This window comes from Paractinoplanes hotanensis, from assembly GCF_023717965.1.
In the GTDB taxonomy this organism is placed as follows: Bacteria; Actinomycetota; Actinomycetes; order Mycobacteriales; family Micromonosporaceae; genus Actinoplanes; species Actinoplanes polyasparticus.
This window is the reverse complement of the sequence record NZ_JAMQOL010000010.1, coordinates 147,863-165,362: the sequence shown is the minus strand read 5'-3', so window position 1 is coordinate 165,362 and position 17,500 is coordinate 147,863. Positions and strand designations below refer to the sequence as shown.

At 72.4% G+C, this 17,500-nt stretch carries 16 protein-coding genes; 7 read left to right on the top strand and 9 right to left on the bottom strand.

Annotated elements, in window-relative coordinates; all coding sequences use genetic code 11:
* Positions 1–30: 30 nt before the first annotated feature.
* Positions 31–1,896: a CheR family methyltransferase gene (locus LXN57_RS08810; protein ID WP_251797514.1), complete on the bottom strand. Its 1,866-nt coding sequence runs from the start codon at positions 1,894–1,896 to the stop codon at positions 31–33.
* Between the two features lie 50 nt (positions 1,897–1,946).
* Entirely contained in the window at positions 1,947–2,687 is a 741-nt protein-coding gene (locus tag LXN57_RS08805; protein WP_251797513.1) for an ATP-binding protein, read from the bottom strand.
* Positions 2,688–2,807: 120 nt separating this feature from the next.
* On the opposite strand from LXN57_RS08805, the gene secA2 reads away from it, so the two are divergent.
* The 5 genes from secA2 to LXN57_RS08780 all read left to right on the top strand — a co-directional run bounded on the left by secA2 (position 2,808) and on the right by LXN57_RS08780 (position 8,243).
* Positions 2,808–5,099 carry an accessory Sec system translocase SecA2 gene (gene secA2 / locus LXN57_RS08800; RefSeq protein ID WP_251797512.1) on the top strand — a complete coding sequence of 764 codons (2,292 nt, stop codon included), beginning with the start codon at positions 2,808–2,810 and terminating at the stop codon, positions 5,097–5,099.
* 376 nt (positions 5,100–5,475) lie between these two features.
* On the top strand, positions 5,476–6,072 hold the full coding sequence (locus LXN57_RS08795) for a winged helix-turn-helix domain-containing protein (RefSeq protein ID WP_251797511.1): 597 nt from the start codon (positions 5,476–5,478) through the stop codon (positions 6,070–6,072).
* A gap of 9 nt (positions 6,073–6,081) precedes the next feature.
* Positions 6,082–6,714, top strand: coding sequence for a nucleoside/nucleotide kinase family protein (locus LXN57_RS08790; RefSeq protein ID WP_251797510.1), 633 nt, complete (start codon positions 6,082–6,084; stop codon positions 6,712–6,714).
* 164 nt (positions 6,715–6,878) lie between these two features.
* Positions 6,879–7,295 (top strand): TraR/DksA family transcriptional regulator, encoded by a 417-nt coding sequence (locus tag LXN57_RS08785; RefSeq protein WP_251797509.1) that lies wholly within the window; start codon positions 6,879–6,881, stop codon positions 7,293–7,295.
* Positions 7,296–7,373: 78 nt separating this feature from the next.
* Complete coding sequence (locus LXN57_RS08780; protein ID WP_251797508.1) at positions 7,374–8,243, top strand: DUF72 domain-containing protein; 870 nt, start codon at positions 7,374–7,376, stop codon at positions 8,241–8,243.
* Between the two features lie 3 nt (positions 8,244–8,246).
* Here LXN57_RS08780 and LXN57_RS08775 read toward each other — a convergent pair whose 3' ends face one another.
* Both LXN57_RS08775 and LXN57_RS08770 read right to left on the bottom strand, forming a co-directional pair.
* Positions 8,247–9,038: an aminotransferase class IV gene (locus tag LXN57_RS08775; RefSeq protein WP_251797507.1), complete on the bottom strand. Its 792-nt coding sequence runs from the start codon at positions 9,036–9,038 to the stop codon at positions 8,247–8,249.
* Entirely contained in the window at positions 9,020–9,814 is a 795-nt protein-coding gene (locus LXN57_RS08770) for a DUF72 domain-containing protein (protein ID WP_251797506.1), read from the bottom strand. Before LXN57_RS08770 ends, LXN57_RS08775 begins: the two co-directional genes overlap by 19 nt.
* 89 nt (positions 9,815–9,903) lie before the next feature.
* On the opposite strand from LXN57_RS08770, the gene LXN57_RS08765 reads away from it, so the two are divergent.
* A complete protein-coding gene (locus LXN57_RS08765) occupies positions 9,904–10,155 on the top strand; it encodes a BatC protein (protein WP_221379418.1) in 252 nt (83 codons plus the stop codon).
* 2 nt (positions 10,156–10,157) lie between these two features.
* Entirely contained in the window at positions 10,158–11,408 is a 1,251-nt protein-coding gene (locus LXN57_RS08760; protein WP_251797505.1) for a cupin domain-containing protein, read from the top strand.
* Here LXN57_RS08760 and LXN57_RS08755 read toward each other — a convergent pair.
* The 5 genes from LXN57_RS08755 to LXN57_RS08735 all read right to left on the bottom strand — a co-directional run bounded on the left by LXN57_RS08755 (position 11,405) and on the right by LXN57_RS08735 (position 17,381).
* Positions 11,405–12,109: a hypothetical protein gene (locus LXN57_RS08755; RefSeq protein WP_251797504.1), complete on the bottom strand. Its 705-nt coding sequence runs from the start codon at positions 12,107–12,109 to the stop codon at positions 11,405–11,407. The genes LXN57_RS08760 and LXN57_RS08755 overlap by 4 nt on opposite strands.
* Complete coding sequence (locus LXN57_RS08750) at positions 12,109–14,736, bottom strand: FtsK/SpoIIIE domain-containing protein (protein WP_251797503.1); 2,628 nt, start codon at positions 14,734–14,736, stop codon at positions 12,109–12,111. The genes LXN57_RS08755 and LXN57_RS08750 overlap by 1 nt, the downstream gene beginning before the upstream one ends.
* A gap of 33 nt (positions 14,737–14,769) precedes the next feature.
* The gene (locus LXN57_RS08745; protein WP_251797502.1) at positions 14,770–15,657 is read right to left on the bottom strand and encodes a hypothetical protein; all 888 of its coding nucleotides are present in this window, start codon (positions 15,655–15,657) and stop codon (positions 14,770–14,772) included.
* Between the two features lie 4 nt (positions 15,658–15,661).
* Positions 15,662–15,922, bottom strand: a complete 261-nt coding sequence (locus LXN57_RS08740) for a hypothetical protein (protein WP_251797501.1) — start codon at positions 15,920–15,922, stop codon at positions 15,662–15,664.
* A 250-nt stretch (positions 15,923–16,172) separates the two neighbouring features.
* The gene (locus LXN57_RS08735; protein ID WP_251797500.1) at positions 16,173–17,381 is read right to left on the bottom strand and encodes an MFS transporter; all 1,209 of its coding nucleotides are present in this window, start codon (positions 17,379–17,381) and stop codon (positions 16,173–16,175) included.
* Positions 17,382–17,500 lie beyond the last annotated feature (119 nt).

Genomic DNA, 17,500 nt, shown 5'->3' with positions numbered 1-17,500 from the left:
ACCCGCTCACCGGGCCCGCAAACAGATGGGTCAGACCGGCTCCGCCGAGCCGGTCTCTGTCACCCCAGCTTCCATCACGATGATCGCTCCGTCGGACCGGGCGCCATTCTCCCGGCGCCGCAGCGGCGTGCACGCCACCCGCACCGAGATCGTCCGGCCGCGCCGGTTGACCGCGTCGACCAGCAGCTCCGAGCCGCTCGCGTCGGCGCCGAGCGCGGCCCGCAGGATCGGCTGCAGGTGTTCGATCGGCAGGCCGATGTCGAGGTTGAGGAAGTGCTGGCCGATCACCTCGGCCGAGCGCAGGCCCCACAGGTCTTCGGCCCGGCGGTTCCACATGCGGATGCGCAGGTCGGGGTCGACCACCGCGACGCCCGCCTCCATGCTGGTCAGCACCGTCTCGAGGAAGTCGTTGGCCTCGTCGAGCTGGGTGCTCGAGACGCGCAGCTGGTCGTTGATGCTCTGGAGCTCGTCGTTGGTGGACTGGAGCTCCTCGTCCATCGTCTCGAGTTCCTCGTTGGTGGACTGGAGCTCCTCGTTGGTCGTTTCCAGCTCCTCGACCGTCGACTGGAGCTCCTCGTTGGTCGTCTCGAGCTCCTCGTTGGTCGACTGCAGTTCCTCATACGCGGCCTCGAGTTGCTGGTTGGCCTGTTCGAGCTCGTCCTTGAGCCGCCGGGCCGCGGTCACGTCATGGAAGATGATGTTGACGCCGAGCAGGCTGCCGTCGCCGCCCACGAGGGGGCTGATCTGCACCTCGACGGTGAGCCGGTCGCCGCCGTGCAGGACGTCGATGTCGGCGATGCGCATCGTCCGTCGTTCGAGTTGCACCTGTTCGATGTAGCGGCGCAGCTCGACCGGGCGGTACGACAGCTCGAGGTCTCGGAACGGCCGGCCGATGTCGCGCGACGACACCCCGAACAACTTGTCGAGCTGCCGGTTCGAGAGCGCGACGAGCCCGTCGGAGGTGAGGGAGAGCTGCGCCAGCGGGCTCGACGCGAACGCCTCTTTGCGCAGCTCGTCGATCCCGGTCATCGGCGGCTCGTCGGGCGGCGGCGTGTCGGCGAAGGCGACGCCGGGGCGGGAGTAGAGGCGGGGGACCCGGCGGAAGACCCGGCGCTTGAGGTCGATCGGTGTGAACAGGCTGGTGTGGCTGAGCAGCATCTCGGCCTTACCGAGGAAGAGCACGCCGTCGTCGCGCAGCGCGAAGTGGAACCGGCCGAGGATCTTGGCTTGGGTCTCGGCGTTCAGGTACATCAGCGTGTTCCGGCAGGTCAGCAGGTCGATGCGCGAGATCGGCGCGTCCTGCACGAGGTCGTTGCGGCCGAAGATGACCGACCGGCGCATGTCCTTGCGGAAGGCGAACCGTCCGTTCGACGGCTCGAAGTAGCGCTCGGCGAGTTCGAGCGGCACGGCCTCCAACTCGCGTTCGCCGTACGTCGCCTGGCGCGCCTCGTTGAGCTGTTCGTCGTCGACGTCGGTGGCGTAGATCTTGACCCGGTCCTTGAAGGCCTCGAGACCGAGCACTTCGGAGAGCGCCATCGCCAGCGTGTAGGCCTCTTCGCCGGACGCGCAGCCCGCGCACCAGACCCGGATCGGCGAGCCCGTCGGCTTGGCCGCGATCATGGGCCCGAGCACGTCCTTGCTCAGGCAGTCCCAGGCCTCGGGGTCGCGGAAGAAGCCCGTGACGTTGATCAGGATGGTGTTGAACAGCGCGGTGAACTCGTCCGGGTGGACCTGCAGATAGTCCACGTACTCCTGGTAGTCGGAGATGTCGACCTGGCTCATCCGCCGGTTGACCCGGCGGATGAGGCTCGACCGTTTGTACCCGGTGAAGTCGAAGCCACGCGCCTCTTTGAGATAGGCGAGGAGCGCTTCGAATTCCGGGTCCGTCGGCTGCACAGGCAGACGTTATCGCACCTGGTGGCGCACCGCCGCCGATGCGCCAGGGGTCAGAAGGCGTCCGCGCACAGCCGGGTCCAGACGACCTTGCCGTCGGTCACCGGCAGCACACCCCAGGCATCGGTCAGGTCGCGCACGAGCCGCAGGCCGCGGCCGCCCGGGTCGGACAGGCCCGCGTCGCTGGGTTTGGGCATCCGCCGGCTGTGGTCCCGCACGGTCATGCCCAGCCGGCCGCCCTGCAGCGGGCGCAGGGTGAAGTCCATGGTGGTGTGCGCGTGCCGCACGACGTTGGCGACCAGTTCCGTGGCGATCAGCGTCGCGGTCGCGGTCAGCCCGGATCGTTGCCAGGCCGTGCAGGCCTGGGTGACCAGGTGGCGCACCTGGCGGCAGGCGTCGGGCACCGGGCGCATCCGCACCCGGATGCGCGGCGGGACGGTCTCGGCGCGGGCCGCCGCCACCGCGGCCGTGAAGTCGTCGGCGTACCGCAGTCCCGCGCAGTCGGGCGCGTCCGTGATCATGGTCAGGGTCGGCCGGTCGGCGCCGCACAGCACGACCGGCACGTCCGGCCACTCCTGGGCCTCGCACACGGTCGCGCTCAGCGCGGACAGGCCCACCGGGTCCCCGATGCGCAGCCCGGCCACGTCGAGCAGCAGCACCGTCGGCTGGTCGGCCAGGCGCAGTCGCACGGCCTGCTGGAGCGCGTCCCCGGTGACCTGATCGAGGGTGCCGCGGACGCGCAGCGCGGCCACCGGGAAGCCCCGTTCCGGCCGGCACACGAGCTGACTCGGCACCCTGCCTCCTTCACTACACGATCTGCCGGCTCAACGTGCCCGGCCGGACACCGACACAAACGCGTCGAGCACCGACAGTCGTGACCAACCACTCAGGGAAATGAAGTACCGTTGCGCGCCATGGGTGTGTCGCAGCGGCTGAAGAGCCGGTTCCGCAAGTTTTTGCAGCGTCCGGGCACGACGGTCGACCTCGCGCCGTTCAGCAAGCGTCTGCCGGCCATCGACGCGCGTGAGGAAGCGCTGCGCGAGCTGGACGACGAGGCGCTGACCGCGGCGGCCGGCGAGGCGTCCGACTTCACCGAGATCTGCGCCGTCGGTCGCGAGGCGGCCCGCCGGGCCCTCGAGCAGCGGCCGTACGACGTCCAGCTGCTGGGCGCGATGGCCCTGCTCTCGGCCAAGGTCGCCGAGATGGCCACCGGTGAGGGCAAGACGCTCACCGCGGTCGTCGCCGCCTACGGGCACGTCCGCCTGGGCAACGGCCCGGTGCACGTCCTGACCGTCAACGACTATCTGGCCCGCCGCGACGCCGAGTGGATGCAGCCGGTCTACAAGCTGCTCGGCCTCAGCGTCGGCTGGGTCACCGAGACGTCGACCCACGAGGAGCGCCGCGAGGCCTACCTGGCCGACGTCACGTACGTCTCGGTCAGCGAGGCCGGCTTCGACTACCTGCGCGACCAGCTGGTCACCGACGTGGAAGACCGGGTGCAGCGCGAGCTGGCCACGGCGATCGTCGACGAGGCCGACTCGATCCTGATCGACGAGGCCCGCGTGCCGATGGTGCTGGCCGGCAGCATCGCCACCGAGGCCGACCCGGTGCACGACGCGGCCGAGCTGGTACGCGAGCTCAAGGCGGGCAAGGACTACGAGGTGGCCGAGGACGGCCGCAGCGTGGCGTTCACCGAGGCCGGGCTCAAGAAGATGGAGGAGCAGCTCGGCATCGACCTCTACGCCGACGACCAGGTGCAGCAGCTGTCCGCGGTCAACGTGGCCCTGCACGCCGAGGCCCTGTTGCGGCGCGATGTCGACTACATCGTGCGCAACGGCTCGGTCGAGCTGATCGACGAGATGCGCGGCCGGGTCGCCCAGCGGCGCCGCTGGCCCGACGGCCTGCAGGCCGCTGTGGAGGCGAAGGAGGGCCTGACCGCCACCGCCGAGGGCGAGGTCCTCGACACGATCACTGTGCAGGCGTACATCGCGCTCTACAAGACGGTCTGCGGCATGACCGCCACCGCGGTGCACGTCGGCGAGCAACTCCGCGAATACTTCAAGCTCGAGGTCGCGGTCATCCCGTCGAACGCCGAGAACATCCGCGACGACGAGCCCGACCGCATCTACTCGGCGCACGAGACGCGCGACGAGGCGCTGGTCGAAGAAATCAAGATCGCGCACGAGAAGGGCCGGCCGGTGCTCGTGGGCACCCTCGACGTGAAGGCGTCCGAGCTGCTGGCCAAGCAGCTGGCCGCGGTCGGCGTGCCGTCGAACGTGCTGAACGCCAAGAACGACGCCGAGGAGGCCCGGATCATCGCCGAGGCGGGCGCGCTGGCCGCGGTGACCGTCTCGACCCAGATGGCCGGCCGCGGTGTCGACATCCGCCTCGGCGGCAGCGACGAGGCCGACCGGGACGCGGTGGTCGAGCTCGGCGGCCTCTACGTCATCGGCGCGGGCCGCCACGACAGCCGCCGCGTCGACGACCAGCTGCGCGGCCGGGCCGGCCGCCAGGGCGATCCCGGTGGCTCGGTCTTCTTCGTCAGCCTCGAGGACGAGCTGGTCACCCGGCACGCCGGCGACATCCTGCCCGCCTCGCCGCGGATGGACATGGACGGCGTCGTCCACGACGAGCAGGTCGACTACGCGGTCGAGCACGCCCAGCGGGTGGCCGAGGGCGTCAACCACGAGATCCACCGCAACACCTGGCGCTACAGCGTGGTGATCGAGCAGCAGCGGGTGGCGATGGCCGAGCGCCGCGAGCGTCTGCTCACGTCCGAGGTCGCCGCGATCATGCTGCTGGAGCGGTCGCCCGAGAAGGCCAAGGAACTCGACGAGGACGTGCTCTCCGACGCGGCGCGGGCCATCGCGCTGTTCCACCTCGACCGGCTGTGGGTGGAGCACCTGGCCGAGCTGTCCGAGGTGCGTGAGGGCGTGCACCTGCGCGCGCTGGGCAAGCTCGACCCGCTCGACGAGTTCCACCGGGCCGCCGTGCCAGCGTTCCAGAAGGTGCTGCTCGAGATCGAGAAGCGGACCATCGAGACCTTCGAGGAGACCGACTTCAGCGAGGGCTGGGAGCCCGACCGCGCCAAGATCGTCCGGCCCAGCGCCACGTGGACGTACCTCGTGCACGACAACCCGTTCGGTTCGGAACTCGATCGGCTCATCGCCGCCGTCGGTCGCCGGCTGGTCGGCCGGAGCGAGTAACAAAGGGCAACTGTCATCCGGGCGTTCCTTCGGGAACGCCCGGATTCTTTTTGCACCGGCAACGAAGAATCGTGTGTCGCTCGTCTCAGAATGCCACCGAGATCGTGTCGTGATAGGGGCCGCGAGCAGCGGAAACGCTGTTCTCGGTTGATATGGCCGACACGCCATGCGTTCGGCAACGCGTAATCAGTCTGACAGAATCTGTTACCGGAATGCATTTTCCGCGGTGGAACGATTTTCCCACAGTGTGGTTGACGGGTTGACCCCGCAACTCCCCTGGCGGAAATATCATCCGCGGCTTTACGGAGGGTGATCGGACGTATTCGATTACCGACACGCCTATTCAGGTGCGCCAGCTTTCAGGGGGATCAACTAAATGCCGGCCAGTGCGCTTTCACCACGGCTCGCCAGACATGCCACCGGACCGGGCCGCGGCTCCGCTGCCGCCCGTCGCCCGTCGGAACCCGCCCTGACCGTCACCGTCGCGATCCCGCTGACCGGTGACTCCATCTCGCCGCAGGCCCACAAGCTCATCGAGGCCGTCCGCGAGCTGGTCGAGGTCAGCCACGGCACGGTCACCATGGAGGCCGCCGCCGCGCCGGGCGAGATGTCCGCGGGCGACGCGGCCGCGGGCGACCTGGCGCCGCGCGAAGCCGACCTGGCCGCCGGTCCCGAGGTGCGGCTGCTCACCGGCACCCGCCAGGTGATCGTCGACGGTCAGCCGCTGCCGCTGACCCGCCTCGAGTTCGACCTGCTGCTCTTCCTGGCCGAGCGCCCGCGCCGCGTCTTCACCCGCGCGCAGCTGCTGACCGGCGTCTGGGGCTACGACCACACCGGCGAGCGCACCGTCGACGTGCACGTGCGGCGTCTGCGCCTCAAGCTCGGCGGCACGGCGCCGCTGATCACCACCGTCTACGGTGTCGGCTACCGCCTCTCCGACGACGCCCACGTCGTGATCAAGTCCAACGAGTAACGTCGACGGGTGCGTGTCCGCCCCATCTCCACCGACGTCCTCGTCGAGGAGCTTGCCGATCTGCTGACAAGTCGGGAATCCGACAGTTACCTCCGGGTCGCCTTCGACGGCGCCCCGGCGACCGGCCCGGGGGCGCTGGGCGATGCCCTGGTCGGCCCGCTGCGGGCCCGGGGCCGTCCCGCCATGCGGATAGACGCGGCCGACTTCCTGCGACCCGCGTCACTGCGCCTGGAATTCGGCCGCAACGACCCGGACTCGTACTACCAGGGCTGGTTCGACGAGGCCGGCCTGGCCCGCGAGGTGCTCGATCCGGCCGGTCCCGGCGGCTCCGGGCGGGTGCTCGCGCGGCTTTGGGACGCCACCGCCGACCGGGCCGTCCGTGAGTCCTACGCCGAGCTTCCGGCGGGCGCGATTCTGCTGGTCAGCGGCCCCCTTCTGCTCGGTGGCGGGCTCGCCTTCGATGTCACGGTGCACCTCGAGATGTCGGCCGCCGCGCTGCTCCGCCGGACCCCCGCCGAGGACGCCTGGACGCTGCCCGCTTTCGGCCGGTACGCCGAGGAGGTGGGGCCCGCCTCGTTGGCCGACGTGGTCCTGCGCGTCGATGATCCACGTCGTCCGGCGATGGTCCTCGAACGTTCATGAAGCGAGTCTGTAGCGGAACCCACCACTGACAGTTATGCTCCGGTTACTTTTTCAGCGGAGGCCCCGTTTGGGATCTTCGGCGGTGGGTATCAGGCGGCACCACGGTGCGTTGGCGTCGGCTTCGGGGGCACCACCGGCAGGGGCAGAGGAAGGGCAGGGAGCGCATGCTCGTCAATCAAGCGGTCATCACGGGCAAGAGTGCCGCGAAGGGGCGTACGCCGGAGGAGATCGACCAGATCCGGGCCGTCCTGCGCAGCCGGTTCAACGACCTGAACAGCGAGTACGAGGCGGCTGTGGTCGAGAACCACAACCTCCGGCTGGTCGAGATCGGCGACTCCGCCGGCGACGACCAGGCCGACAGCGGCTCCAAGACGGCCGAGCGCGACGCGGCGACCTCGCTGCTGCGCACTCTGCTCGACCGGCGCACCCAGGCTGAGCACGCCATGGCGCGCCTCGACGAGGGCACGTACGGCAACTGCGAGGCCTGCCACAACCCGATCCCGTGGGAGCGGCTCGAGATCTTCCCGTCCGCCACCACGTGCGTCAACTGCAAGCAGAATCGCGAGCGCCGAGCCGGCTGACCCGCCCGCTACCCCGAGACGTCCGGGTCCGCCGCCTGATCGCGGCGGACCCGCCGTATCAGCGTTAGCGTGCAGTACATGGGCACGATCGACGTGGGCACGGCGTCCTGGACCGACAAGACCCTGCTCGACTCGGGCTGGTACCCGGCAAGCGCCGACAACCCCGAGAAGCGGCTGGCCTACTACGCCCGGCAGTACCGGGTGGTCGAGGTGGACTCGACGTACTACGGCCCGCCCGCCGAGCAGACGACCCGACTCTGGGCCGAGCGGACGCCGGCCGGCTTCACCTTCAACATCAAGGCGTTCAGCCTGCTGACCGGCCACCCGACCCGGGTCTCGGCGATCTACAAGGATCTGCGGCCCGAGACCGACAAGAAGAACGTCTACCCCGGCGACCTGCCCGCGCAGTCGTACGAGGAGGTTTGGAGCCGTTTCCTCGCGGCGCTCGACCCGCTCGCCGAGGCCGGCAAGCTCGGCGCGGTCCTCTTCCAGTTCCCGCCGTGGTTCGGCATCCGCCGCTCCAACAAGGACTACGTGCTCGAGGTGGCCGCCCGGTGCAAGCCGATCGTCCCGGTCTTCGAGTTCCGCAACGCCTCCTGGTTCGACGGCGCCAACCAGAACGAGACGCTCGACTTCCTGCGCGCCCACAAGCTCGGCTTCGTTGGCGTCGACATGCCGCAGGGCCACAAGTCGTCGGTGCCGCCCGTGCTGGCCGCCACCTCGGGGCTGGCCGTCGTGCGCTTCCACGGCCACAGCGACAAGTGGACGAGCAAGGACATCCACGAGAAGTTCGGGTACGAGTACTCGCGCCGGGAGCTGTCCGAGTGGGCGCCGCGCCTGCGCGCGCTGGCCGACGACGCCGACACCACGCACGTGCTCTTCAACAACTGCTACCGGGATTACGCCCAGCGCAACGCGACCGAGATGCTGAGCCTGCTGGAGCTCTAAATGCTAGAGGGCGTCGTAGGGGACCGAGGCGTACGCCTCGCCCAGCAGCTCGGCCAGCTTGTCGCCGGCCGAATAGGTCAGGTCGTCGATCGAGGCGATCTCCTGCCGGACGATGCGCGAGTTGACGGCGACCGCGGCGGTGAAGTCCAGCAGCTCGGACATGGGCACCGGACGCATCGTCCACGGCACGCCCCGCATGGTCAACGCGATCTGCAACAGCACCATGGTGACGCCCCGCAGCATCGGCGCCTGCGGCCAGATCACCTGATCGCCGGTGAAGAACGCGACGTTCCAGACCGTGCCCTCGCGCACCAGCCGGTCGGGGCCGACCGACAGCGCGTCGTCGTAGCCGGCCGACCGGGCCAGCCGCTGCGCGCGGAACAGGCTCATCGTGGCGGAGTGCTTGTGCTCGGGCCACTCGCGCCGGAAGTCGGGGTCGATGCGCACCCGCAGCGGCGGGGACGGCTCGTCGGAGGCCGGCTCGGACACGGCCACCACCACGTCGGGCGGGCCGGCCGGGTCGGCGCCGGGCACGTAGGACACCCGTACCGAGGCGTCCCGGGCGTCGCCCAGCGCCCGCAGGATCAGCTCGCGCAGCCGGTGCTCGTCATCGAGCTCGGCCCGCCAGCCGAAGAACTCCTCGTTGGCGTCGGCCAGGCGGGCGAAGTGCAGCCCCAGGCCGCGCACGGACCTGTCGCGGACCTGCATCGACGTGAAGTGGCCGTAGTTGACCGAGGCGAGCCGGTGAATCTCGGCGAGGTCGGGCGTCCGGCCGTTCAGCTCGATGTTGCGCACGGTCTCACCTTAAGGCGGGGCACCCGGGTGATCGCCAGGCCCCGCCGCTCGGCGGCGGCGGCCAGCACGCCGGCGTCGATGACCGCCGCGCCTCCGGGGTCGTTGTTGAAGAACACGAAAGCATCCCGTACGCAGGCCAGACGCTCCGCCCACGACCGGAGCGCAGTCCGTCCGTAGCGCGGCCACGGTTGCGCCCGCCCCTCATGCAGCCGCAGGTAGACGAAGTCGGCGGTGTCCCACCGGGGAGTGACGGGCCGGCTCAGCCGGTCGGCCCAGCACAGCGCCGCCCCGTGCTTCGCGAGCAGCCGCCGGCAGTCCTCGGTCCACCACGTGTCGTGCCGTGGCTCCACCGCGACCCGGACACCGTCCGGGAACAGGCTCAGCGTCTCGTCGAGCGCGCCCAGATCGGCTTTCAGGTTCGGCGGCAGTTGCAGCAGCACCGGCCCCAGCTTGTCGCCGAGCGCGGTCGCCCGTTCGAAGAACCGTGCCACCGGCTCCTGCGGCTCCTTCAGGCGCTTGATGTGGGTCAGGTAGCGGCTCATCTTCACCGCCACACAGAAGTCGTCCGGGGTGCGCTGCCGCCACTGCTCGAAGGTCGAACGCTCCGGCAGCCGGTAGAACGCGTTGTTGACCTCCACGGTCGCGAAGCGTTCGGCGTAGTGCTCCAGCCACAGCCGCTGGGGCAGCCCGTCCGGATACAGGTAGCCGGTGTCGTCCCCGCCCCGCCCCGGCCGCCAGTCGCGGTACTGCCAGCCCGACGTCCCGATCCGCAGCATCCCCCCGGGATACCCCGGTCACACCGGGTTAGACCGGTTGATCACCGGGTACCACGCGGTCGCTGTCCTCCACCGAAGAAGGAGTTTCCATGTCTCTGAGCGACAACGACATCACCTCGACCTCGGGCCCCGGCGCCGGTGAGGGTCCGGCCGACGGCGGCGCGAACCCGGGTGGGCACGACGGCGGCGCCGACGGCAGCGCGGGCGAGGGCCCGGCCGACGGCGGCGCGAACCCGCAGGGCCACGACGGCGGAGCGGACGGCAGCGCGGGCGAGGGCCCGGCTGACGGCGGCGCGAACCCCGGTGGGACCGACGGCGGCGCCGACGGCACCGCGTCCTGACAATGTCCGGCACGACGAACGAGGCGCCGGGCGGCTCCCGCCCGGCGCTGTCCCGTGCCGTGGCCGTGGAGCCCGGCAAGTTCGCCGCCGGGTACTGGGGCAAGGCGCCGCTGCTGTCCCGCGCCGGCGAGCTGGCCGGGCCCGACGGCTTCGCCGACCTTCTCTCCCCGGACGCCGTCGACGAGCTGCTGAGCCGGCGCGGCCTGCGCACCCCGTTCCTGCGGGTCGCCCAGCAGGGCAAGGTGCTGCCCGCGGACCGCTTCACCGGCGGTGGCGGGGCGGGCGCCGAGATCACCGACCAGGTCCTCGACGACCAGGTCATGCAGCTGTACGCCCAGGGCGCGACCCTCGTGCTGCAGGGCCTGCACCGCCTCTGGCCGCCCCTGATCGACTACAGCCGCCGCCTCGGCGCCGAGCTGCGCCGCCCGTTGCAGGTCAACGCGTACCTGACCCCGCCCGGCAGTCAGGGCTTCAGCACCCACTACGACACCCACGACGTGTTCGTGCTCCAGGTCGACGGCACCAAGCGCTGGCGCCTGCACGAGCCCGTCCTGGCCGACCCGCTCGAGAAGCAGGCGTGGGGCGGCCGGGCCGACGAGGTGTCGGCGACCGCGCAGGGCGAACCCGACCTGGACGTGGTGCTCGCCCCGGGCGACGCCCTCTACCTGCCCCGTGGCTGGCTGCACTCGGCCGAGGCGCTGGGTGCCCGCTCGCTGCACCTGACGATCGGGGTGCGGGCCCTGACCCGCTACGCGCTGGTCGAGGAGCTGCTGGCCCTGGCCGCGGACGACGCCCGGCTGCGGGGCACCCTGCCGTACGCGGTGGACGTGGCCGACCCCGACGCGATCGAGCCCGAGCTGACCGAGACGGTCGAGGCCCTGCGCGACTGGCTGACCACGGTGGAGCCCTCCGAGGTGGCCGCCCGCCTGCGTGCCCGCGACTGGCCGTCGGCCCGCCCCGAGCCGGTCAGCCCGCTGGCCCAGCTCGACTTCGCCGCCGGCCTCGACGCCGGCGACGAGATCCGCGTCCGTGAGGGCCTGCGCTGGAGCCTGGCCGACGACGGCCCCGAGCACGTCGTGCTGCGCCTGGTCGGCCGCACGATACGTTTCCCGTCCTACTGCGCCCCGGCCCTGCGTGTCGCGCTGGCCGGCGAGCCGCTGCCGGTCGGCGACCTGCCCCTCGACGACGCCGCCGACCGCCTGGTGCTGGCCCGGCGCCTGCTCAACGAGGCCCTCGTCGTCCCGGCGCGCTAGACGGTGCGCAGGCCGGCGACCAGCAGGCCGGCCGTGACCAGGCCGGTGATCAGCACGGTGGCGACCGTCGTGGCGTCCAGCCCGCTGCCACGGCGGTCGGCCACCCGCTTGGCGGCGACGACGGCCAGCACCGGGCAGGCCAGCAGGGCCAGCAGTGCCAGCACGGGTAACGCGTCCTGCCAGGTGCCGTCCGTGGTGGTGTCGCCGGCCTGGCGCAGCACGTGGTTGAGGATCGCGCCGGCCACCCCGCCCAGGAAGCCGAAGACGGTGAACAGCAGCTTCACGCCGCCGGTGATGGGCCGGGCCGGCGCGGTGTACTTCACCTTCGTGGCCACCTCGTCGAGGTAGTCGGCGGCGTCCCGGTCGCTGCGCTGGCGGGGGATCGAGGCGGGCGGCATCATCCGGCCGTAGCGCTCGGCGACCGGGCCGACCTTGTGCACGTACTCCGACCAGAGCCCGGCCGCGCGGGCGTCGACCTCTTCGACCGTGCGCTGGGCGGCCGCGACAGCCCGCTTCGCCTCCTGGACGGCCCGGCCCGCCTCTTCGACCGCTTGGTCGGCCGCGGCGAGCCGGCCGTCGTGCCAGCGGACGGCCTCGGCCCGCTGGGTGGCCGCCTCGTCGTCCAGAGTGGTGAGCCGCCGCAGCACGCTGCGGTAGTCGGCCGTGGCGAAGTCGGCCGGTCGCAGTCCACTCTCGTTCATCAGGTCACTCCGTACGGAATGATGACCGCGGCCCCGCGGTGCACCGAGCGGTCGAAGTGCAGGGCCCGCCACGGCCGTGGATACCAGGTCGGCGTGGTCGTGCCCGGGTAGAACGGGGCCAGCTCGCTGCCGTGCACGTCCAGCGCCACCCACGAGCCGATCGGGTCGGTGCGCGACGCCGGGCCGCCCAGCGCCTCGCGCAGCAGGGCCGCGCCCCGCCACCAGCCCAGCACGTGGATGCGCCGTTCCGGCCCCTGCCGCAGGATCGTCCGCAGCTGGTCGGCCGCGCTCTTGCCGCCGGGCAGCCCGTCGGCCGCGTAGATCAGCAGGAAGTGCGGACGGTCGGCGGGCCAGGACGCCTCCGACTCGGCCGCGGCGTCCTCGAGCACCCAGTCGGCGTTGTCGTGCTCGTACCAGCCGCAGTCGGGCAGCTGGGCGCAGAGCGCGGCCGCGGCGGGCCGGGCGTCGGGGTCGAGGCACAGGATCGAGTAGCGGGCGCCCTCGGGCGGGAACTGCGCGGCCAGCGACAGCGCGGCCGTGGCGAGCACCGCGCACGCCTCCTCGGTGCGGGTGCCCAGCACGGCCAGGTTGCGCCCGGGGGCGCGGCGCAACACCGTACGCGCCGAGCGGGCCTCCACATCGATCGTTTCGCCCAGCAGCACCACCGGGGCCGGCATCTGTTCCGCCGGCGCCAGCCGCCGGAAGTCGGGGCTGTCGGCCAGTCGCGGCACGACGTCACCGTCGAACAACCGCGGCGGCCGGTCGTCGGGCCGGCGCCGCCACAGCCGGTGCTGCAACGCGTTCCACCGCTCCCGGTCGCCGGCGGCCGGCACCCGGACGACCCGGTTGGCCTCGACCGCGCCCGAGTCGGCGTTGACCACCGCGTGGTAGCGGGGCAGCGACTCCGCCGCCGTGTTCTGCTCGGCCAGCACCCGGCGGGCCCGGGGCAGCGCGATGCGCAGCGAGAACTGCGCGACCAGGGCCGGCCGCCCCCACAGGGCCTCGATGCCGGACACGTCCTGGCTGGCCAGGATCATGTGGATGCCCTGCGAGCGGCCCCGGCGGGCGAGGTCTTCGAGCAGGTCGACGGCTTCCTTCTCGACCGCGTCGCGGCCCGAGAGCAGCACCTGGAACTCGTCGATGACGGCGACGATCCGTGGCCACGAGCCCTCCGGGTCCTCGGCGCGCAGCTCGGCCAGGTTGGTCACCTCGTACCGTTTGGCCGCGTCGGCCCGGCGGCGCAGCTCTTCGCCCAGGAAGCGCAGCAACGCCAGCCCGAACTCGCGGTCGGTGTTGACATTCACGCCGACCAGCCGCACGTGCGGCAGCCAGGTCTGGTCGCGGCGGCCCGGCGCGAACCGGGCGAACGACACGCCCTCCTTGAAGTCGAGCAGGTAGAAGGCCAGCTCGGCGGGGGAGTAGCGAGCGGCCAGCGCGCCCATCCAGGCGTAGATGAGGTTGGTCTTGCCCGTGCCCGAGGGCCCGGCGATCAGGGCGTGCGGCGGATAGTCCGACAAGGTCACCGGCACGGGCACGCCCAGGGGGCTGTCGCCGAGCGGCGCGGTCAGCCCGGCGGCCGAGTTCTCCTGCCATTCCACCTGCGGCAACAGGCTGTCGAGGGCCACCGGCGCGGGGCCGGCGGCGACGGCCTCGGCGATCCGGCGACAGGTCGCGGCGACCACCGGCTGCGGCGGGCCCCCGTCCAGCCGTACGGGCAGAGCGCCGGCACTGCTCATGTGGGCCCGGTCGCCGGGGGCAGCCGTGATGAACTCGACGCCCTCGGTGGCCGGCACCGGCAACCCCTGGATCACCAGGTGGACGCCGCACGCCGCGCCGGTGCGCAGCAGCCGCACGAGTTGCGCCTGCTCGGCCCGGCTGAGGTCCCCGGCGCCGAGCAGCACGGCGATGCGCCACGGCTCGGGCCGCCGGTGAGTGGCCACGTTCAGCTCGCGCAGCGACGTGTACTCGCCCGCCAGCACCGTCTCGTTGATCCGGCGCACCTGGCCGGTGAGGTCGTCGAGCAGCGAGCCCAGCCCGCCCGGCCCGACGAAGGTGAGCACGTTGACCGGGGCCAGCGAGGCGAACCGGGCCAGCCCGCCGCCGAGGTGCTCGGGGTCGTACCCGATGATCTGCACCCCTCCGGGCGGCGCCGTGCCCAGGGCCCGCAGCAGCAGCCCGGCGACCACCTCGTCGCCGGCCGCCCGGTCGCCGCGCACCACCACGTGACCGCGGTCGAGCAGCGGCACCAGGGCCGGCACGTCCTCGGGGTGCGGCAGCAGCAGCCGGCCGATCCGCAGCTCGGCCGCCCGGTCGAGCGGGGTGGGCTGCCAGTCGTCCCAGGGGTCGCCGGCCGCGCCCGGGGCCGCCCGGTCGGCCGCGGCCGCGGCGGCCTCGGCGTACGCCGCGAGGTCGGTCTTGTGTTGCTCGTCGATCTCGGCCAGGCGCGTGTCGCGGGCCGCGGCCACCTTGTGCCGGCGCGCCTCGGCCGCCTCGGTGACCCGGCGCAGACGGTCGACGGCCCGGGTGTAGCCGGCGCGCGCCGCGTCGAGGGCGGTGGATGCCGCACCGAGGGCGTGCGACAGCCCGGCTCGGATGTCCATCACCTGCTGCGAGGTCGAGTCAGGCATGGCGGGGCCCGTCGGCAGTCGTGATCAGGGACCTCATCGCTGGTCGGGAGCCTCGGTGGGGCGGCGCACCGGGTCGGGCGCGGAAGCGTCGAGCGTGCCGGCGTCGCGGCCGAGGCGCGCCAGCAGCACGCCGGTGAGAACGCCGGCGGTGACCGCGCTGTCGGCCGGATGGGTCGCCGGGGTGTTCGGAGCGCCCTGCGTGGGGACCCGGCAGATGCGGGCGATCAGGGTTTCCAGCACGGCCGGGGAGGTGCCGGGCAGCAGCGACTTGACCCGGCCCTCGGCCGCCGAGCGCAACCGGGGAACGTCCTCGGGCCGGGGCTCGTGGCCGAGCAGGTCGCCGGCGAGGCGGCTCAGCACCGGCGAGCTGACCGCCGAGAGGGCCAGGCCGGTCGAGGCGTTGACCCCGTGCAGCTCCCGCCCGAGACGGGCGCGGTCGCCGGCCCGTACGCCCGAGGCGACCCGCCGCAGCAGCTCGGCGGTGTCCGGGCCCTTCTCGCCGTCGCGCTGTTCGGGCGCCGGTTCCCCGGTCAGCTGGGCGACGCGCTTCTGCCACCACGGACCCAGCTGCTCGGGCGGGGGAGCGGCCTCCGACTCCTCCGGCTGCGCCCGGTCGGGCTGCTCGAGGCCGGCCTTCCAGTCCCGGTCGGGCGGTGCGGCGGCGTCCCCGGTCAGGCCGATGCTCGCCAGGTAGCGGGCGATCGAATCCTGCGCCAGGCGCAACGCGGCGGCGGCCCGCTCGGCGTGCTCGGTGGCGTTGCCCAGCTGCGGCACGCCGACCGGGTCGACCGAGGTCTCGCGCACCCACATCAGCAGTTCGGTGGCGCTGCGCAGCTTCTCGAGCGCGACGGTGAGCTGGCCGGTGGGCAGCTCCTCCGAGGTCGCGCGGAGCTGGGCGCCGAGGTCCTGGATCAGTGACATCTCGTCAGAGCTGCGCCGTGTAGGTCTGCGCCTGATCGATCGCCTGCAGCGTCGCGCTCAGGCAATCCTCGAGCGACTGGTCGGCCTGCGACAGCGAGGCGTGCGCGGTGCTCACCGCGTCGTTCCCGCTGCCGTCGAGCGCGGCGGCCAGGCTCTGCTGCGCCTCGCCCAGTTTCTCGCGGGCGGCCTGGACGGCCTGCTGGCCCTCGGAGACCTGCTGCAGTGCAGCGTCCACAGCCGCTTTGACCTCAGCGACACTCGCCACCGCCGTTGTGCCTCCTGCTAAGTGGAACCCGACTCTTCACGCCAGACTACTGCCCGCCCTTTCCCGGCTGCTCGGGCCGCCCCCGGCGTCGACGGCTCGATCGTCCCTATTGGAAAGGGGTCATACCCGTACCGATCAGCGCCGGCCCGCAGGTCCGGGATCCGACCGCTGACTGAACAGGAATGAATCCTGAGAGTTACTGCCCACGGGGCCCGAGCGAAACCGTAAGCCCAGCTCAAGAGCGATCTTTTCACCCCTCCGAGCGTTGGTCGCCGGGCGCGGGCCGCGGGCGGGCAAGCAGGTGGACGCCGGCGGCCATGGCGGCGATGGCAGGCAGGGCGATCAGCGGGGCGAAGGCGAAGCCGGTGCGGACGCCCGCGTCGGTCAGGGGACCGGCGGCGGCCGCGCCCAGGGCGCTGCCGACGCTGAAGGCGGTCATGATCCAGGCGAAGGCCTCGACGGCCGTGCCGGGCGGGGCCAGGCGGTCGGCGTTGAGGAAGACGGCGGTGAGCAGCGGGGGCAGCATGACGCCGCTGAGGATCAGCAGGGCGGTCATGGCCGCGGTGCCGGGGACCAGCAGGAGCGGCAGGTAGCCGGCGGCGAACAGCGCGGCCAGCACCGGCAAGCGGCGTGGGGTGCCGGGGGTCGCCCGGGTGTAGAGCAGGCCGCCGGCCAGCGCGCCGCCGGCCTGGGCGGCCAGCAGCCAGCCGGTCAGCGACCGGTCGCCGGCGGTCTCGGCGTAGCCGGTCAGCACCACCGGGATGCTGCCGACGGCGGCGCCCGCGAAGGCCACGCCGGCCACCATGACGGCCAGCCTGCGTTCGCGCAGCGGGCCCAGCCAGTGGCGGTGGGCGCGGGTTCCGCGCCACTGCCGTACGGCCGGGGCGCGCACGAAAGCGACCACGCCGGCCAGTTGGAAGAGGGCGGCGGCGTAGAGACCCGCGGACGGCCCGCCGAGCGCCACGGCGGCCAGGGTGACCAGTGGCCCGGCCACGAAGATGACCTCTTGCAGTGCGATGTCCAGGGCGTACGCGGCGTGCACGGTGTTCGGCGGCACGAGAACCGGCCAGAGGGCGCGCAGGCAGGCCTCGAGCGGCGGCGTGCCCAGCCCGGCCAGCGCCGCGCCCAGGCCGATCACCAGCGGGCGGCCCGGCGCGAGCGAGACGATCACGTAACCGACGGCCGACACGACGGCCGAGCCGTAGAGGATCGGCGGCTGTCGCCGGCGGTCGACCGCGCGGGCCAGGACGGGCGCCCCGACGGCCATCCCGGCGGTGAAGACGGCGACGAGCGCCGCCGCCACGACGAGGCTGACCGACTCGCGGGCGAAGAGCAGCAGGGCCAGCGGCGAGGCGCCCAGCGGCAGGCGGCCGACCTGGCTGGCGGTGAGGACGAGAGGCACGTACGGCCGGCGCAGGACGGCGCGCGCACCGGCGCGCTCCGCGGAGGGTGCGGACATGACGGTTCACTCCGGAGGTCGAGAGGCCGGCCGGCTACGGCGGGGTCGCCGCCGGCGGTCGGGGACGCCGCCCACAGACGGGGCGGGCCAGATGCCACCAAAGAAAGGGCGGGCCGCCC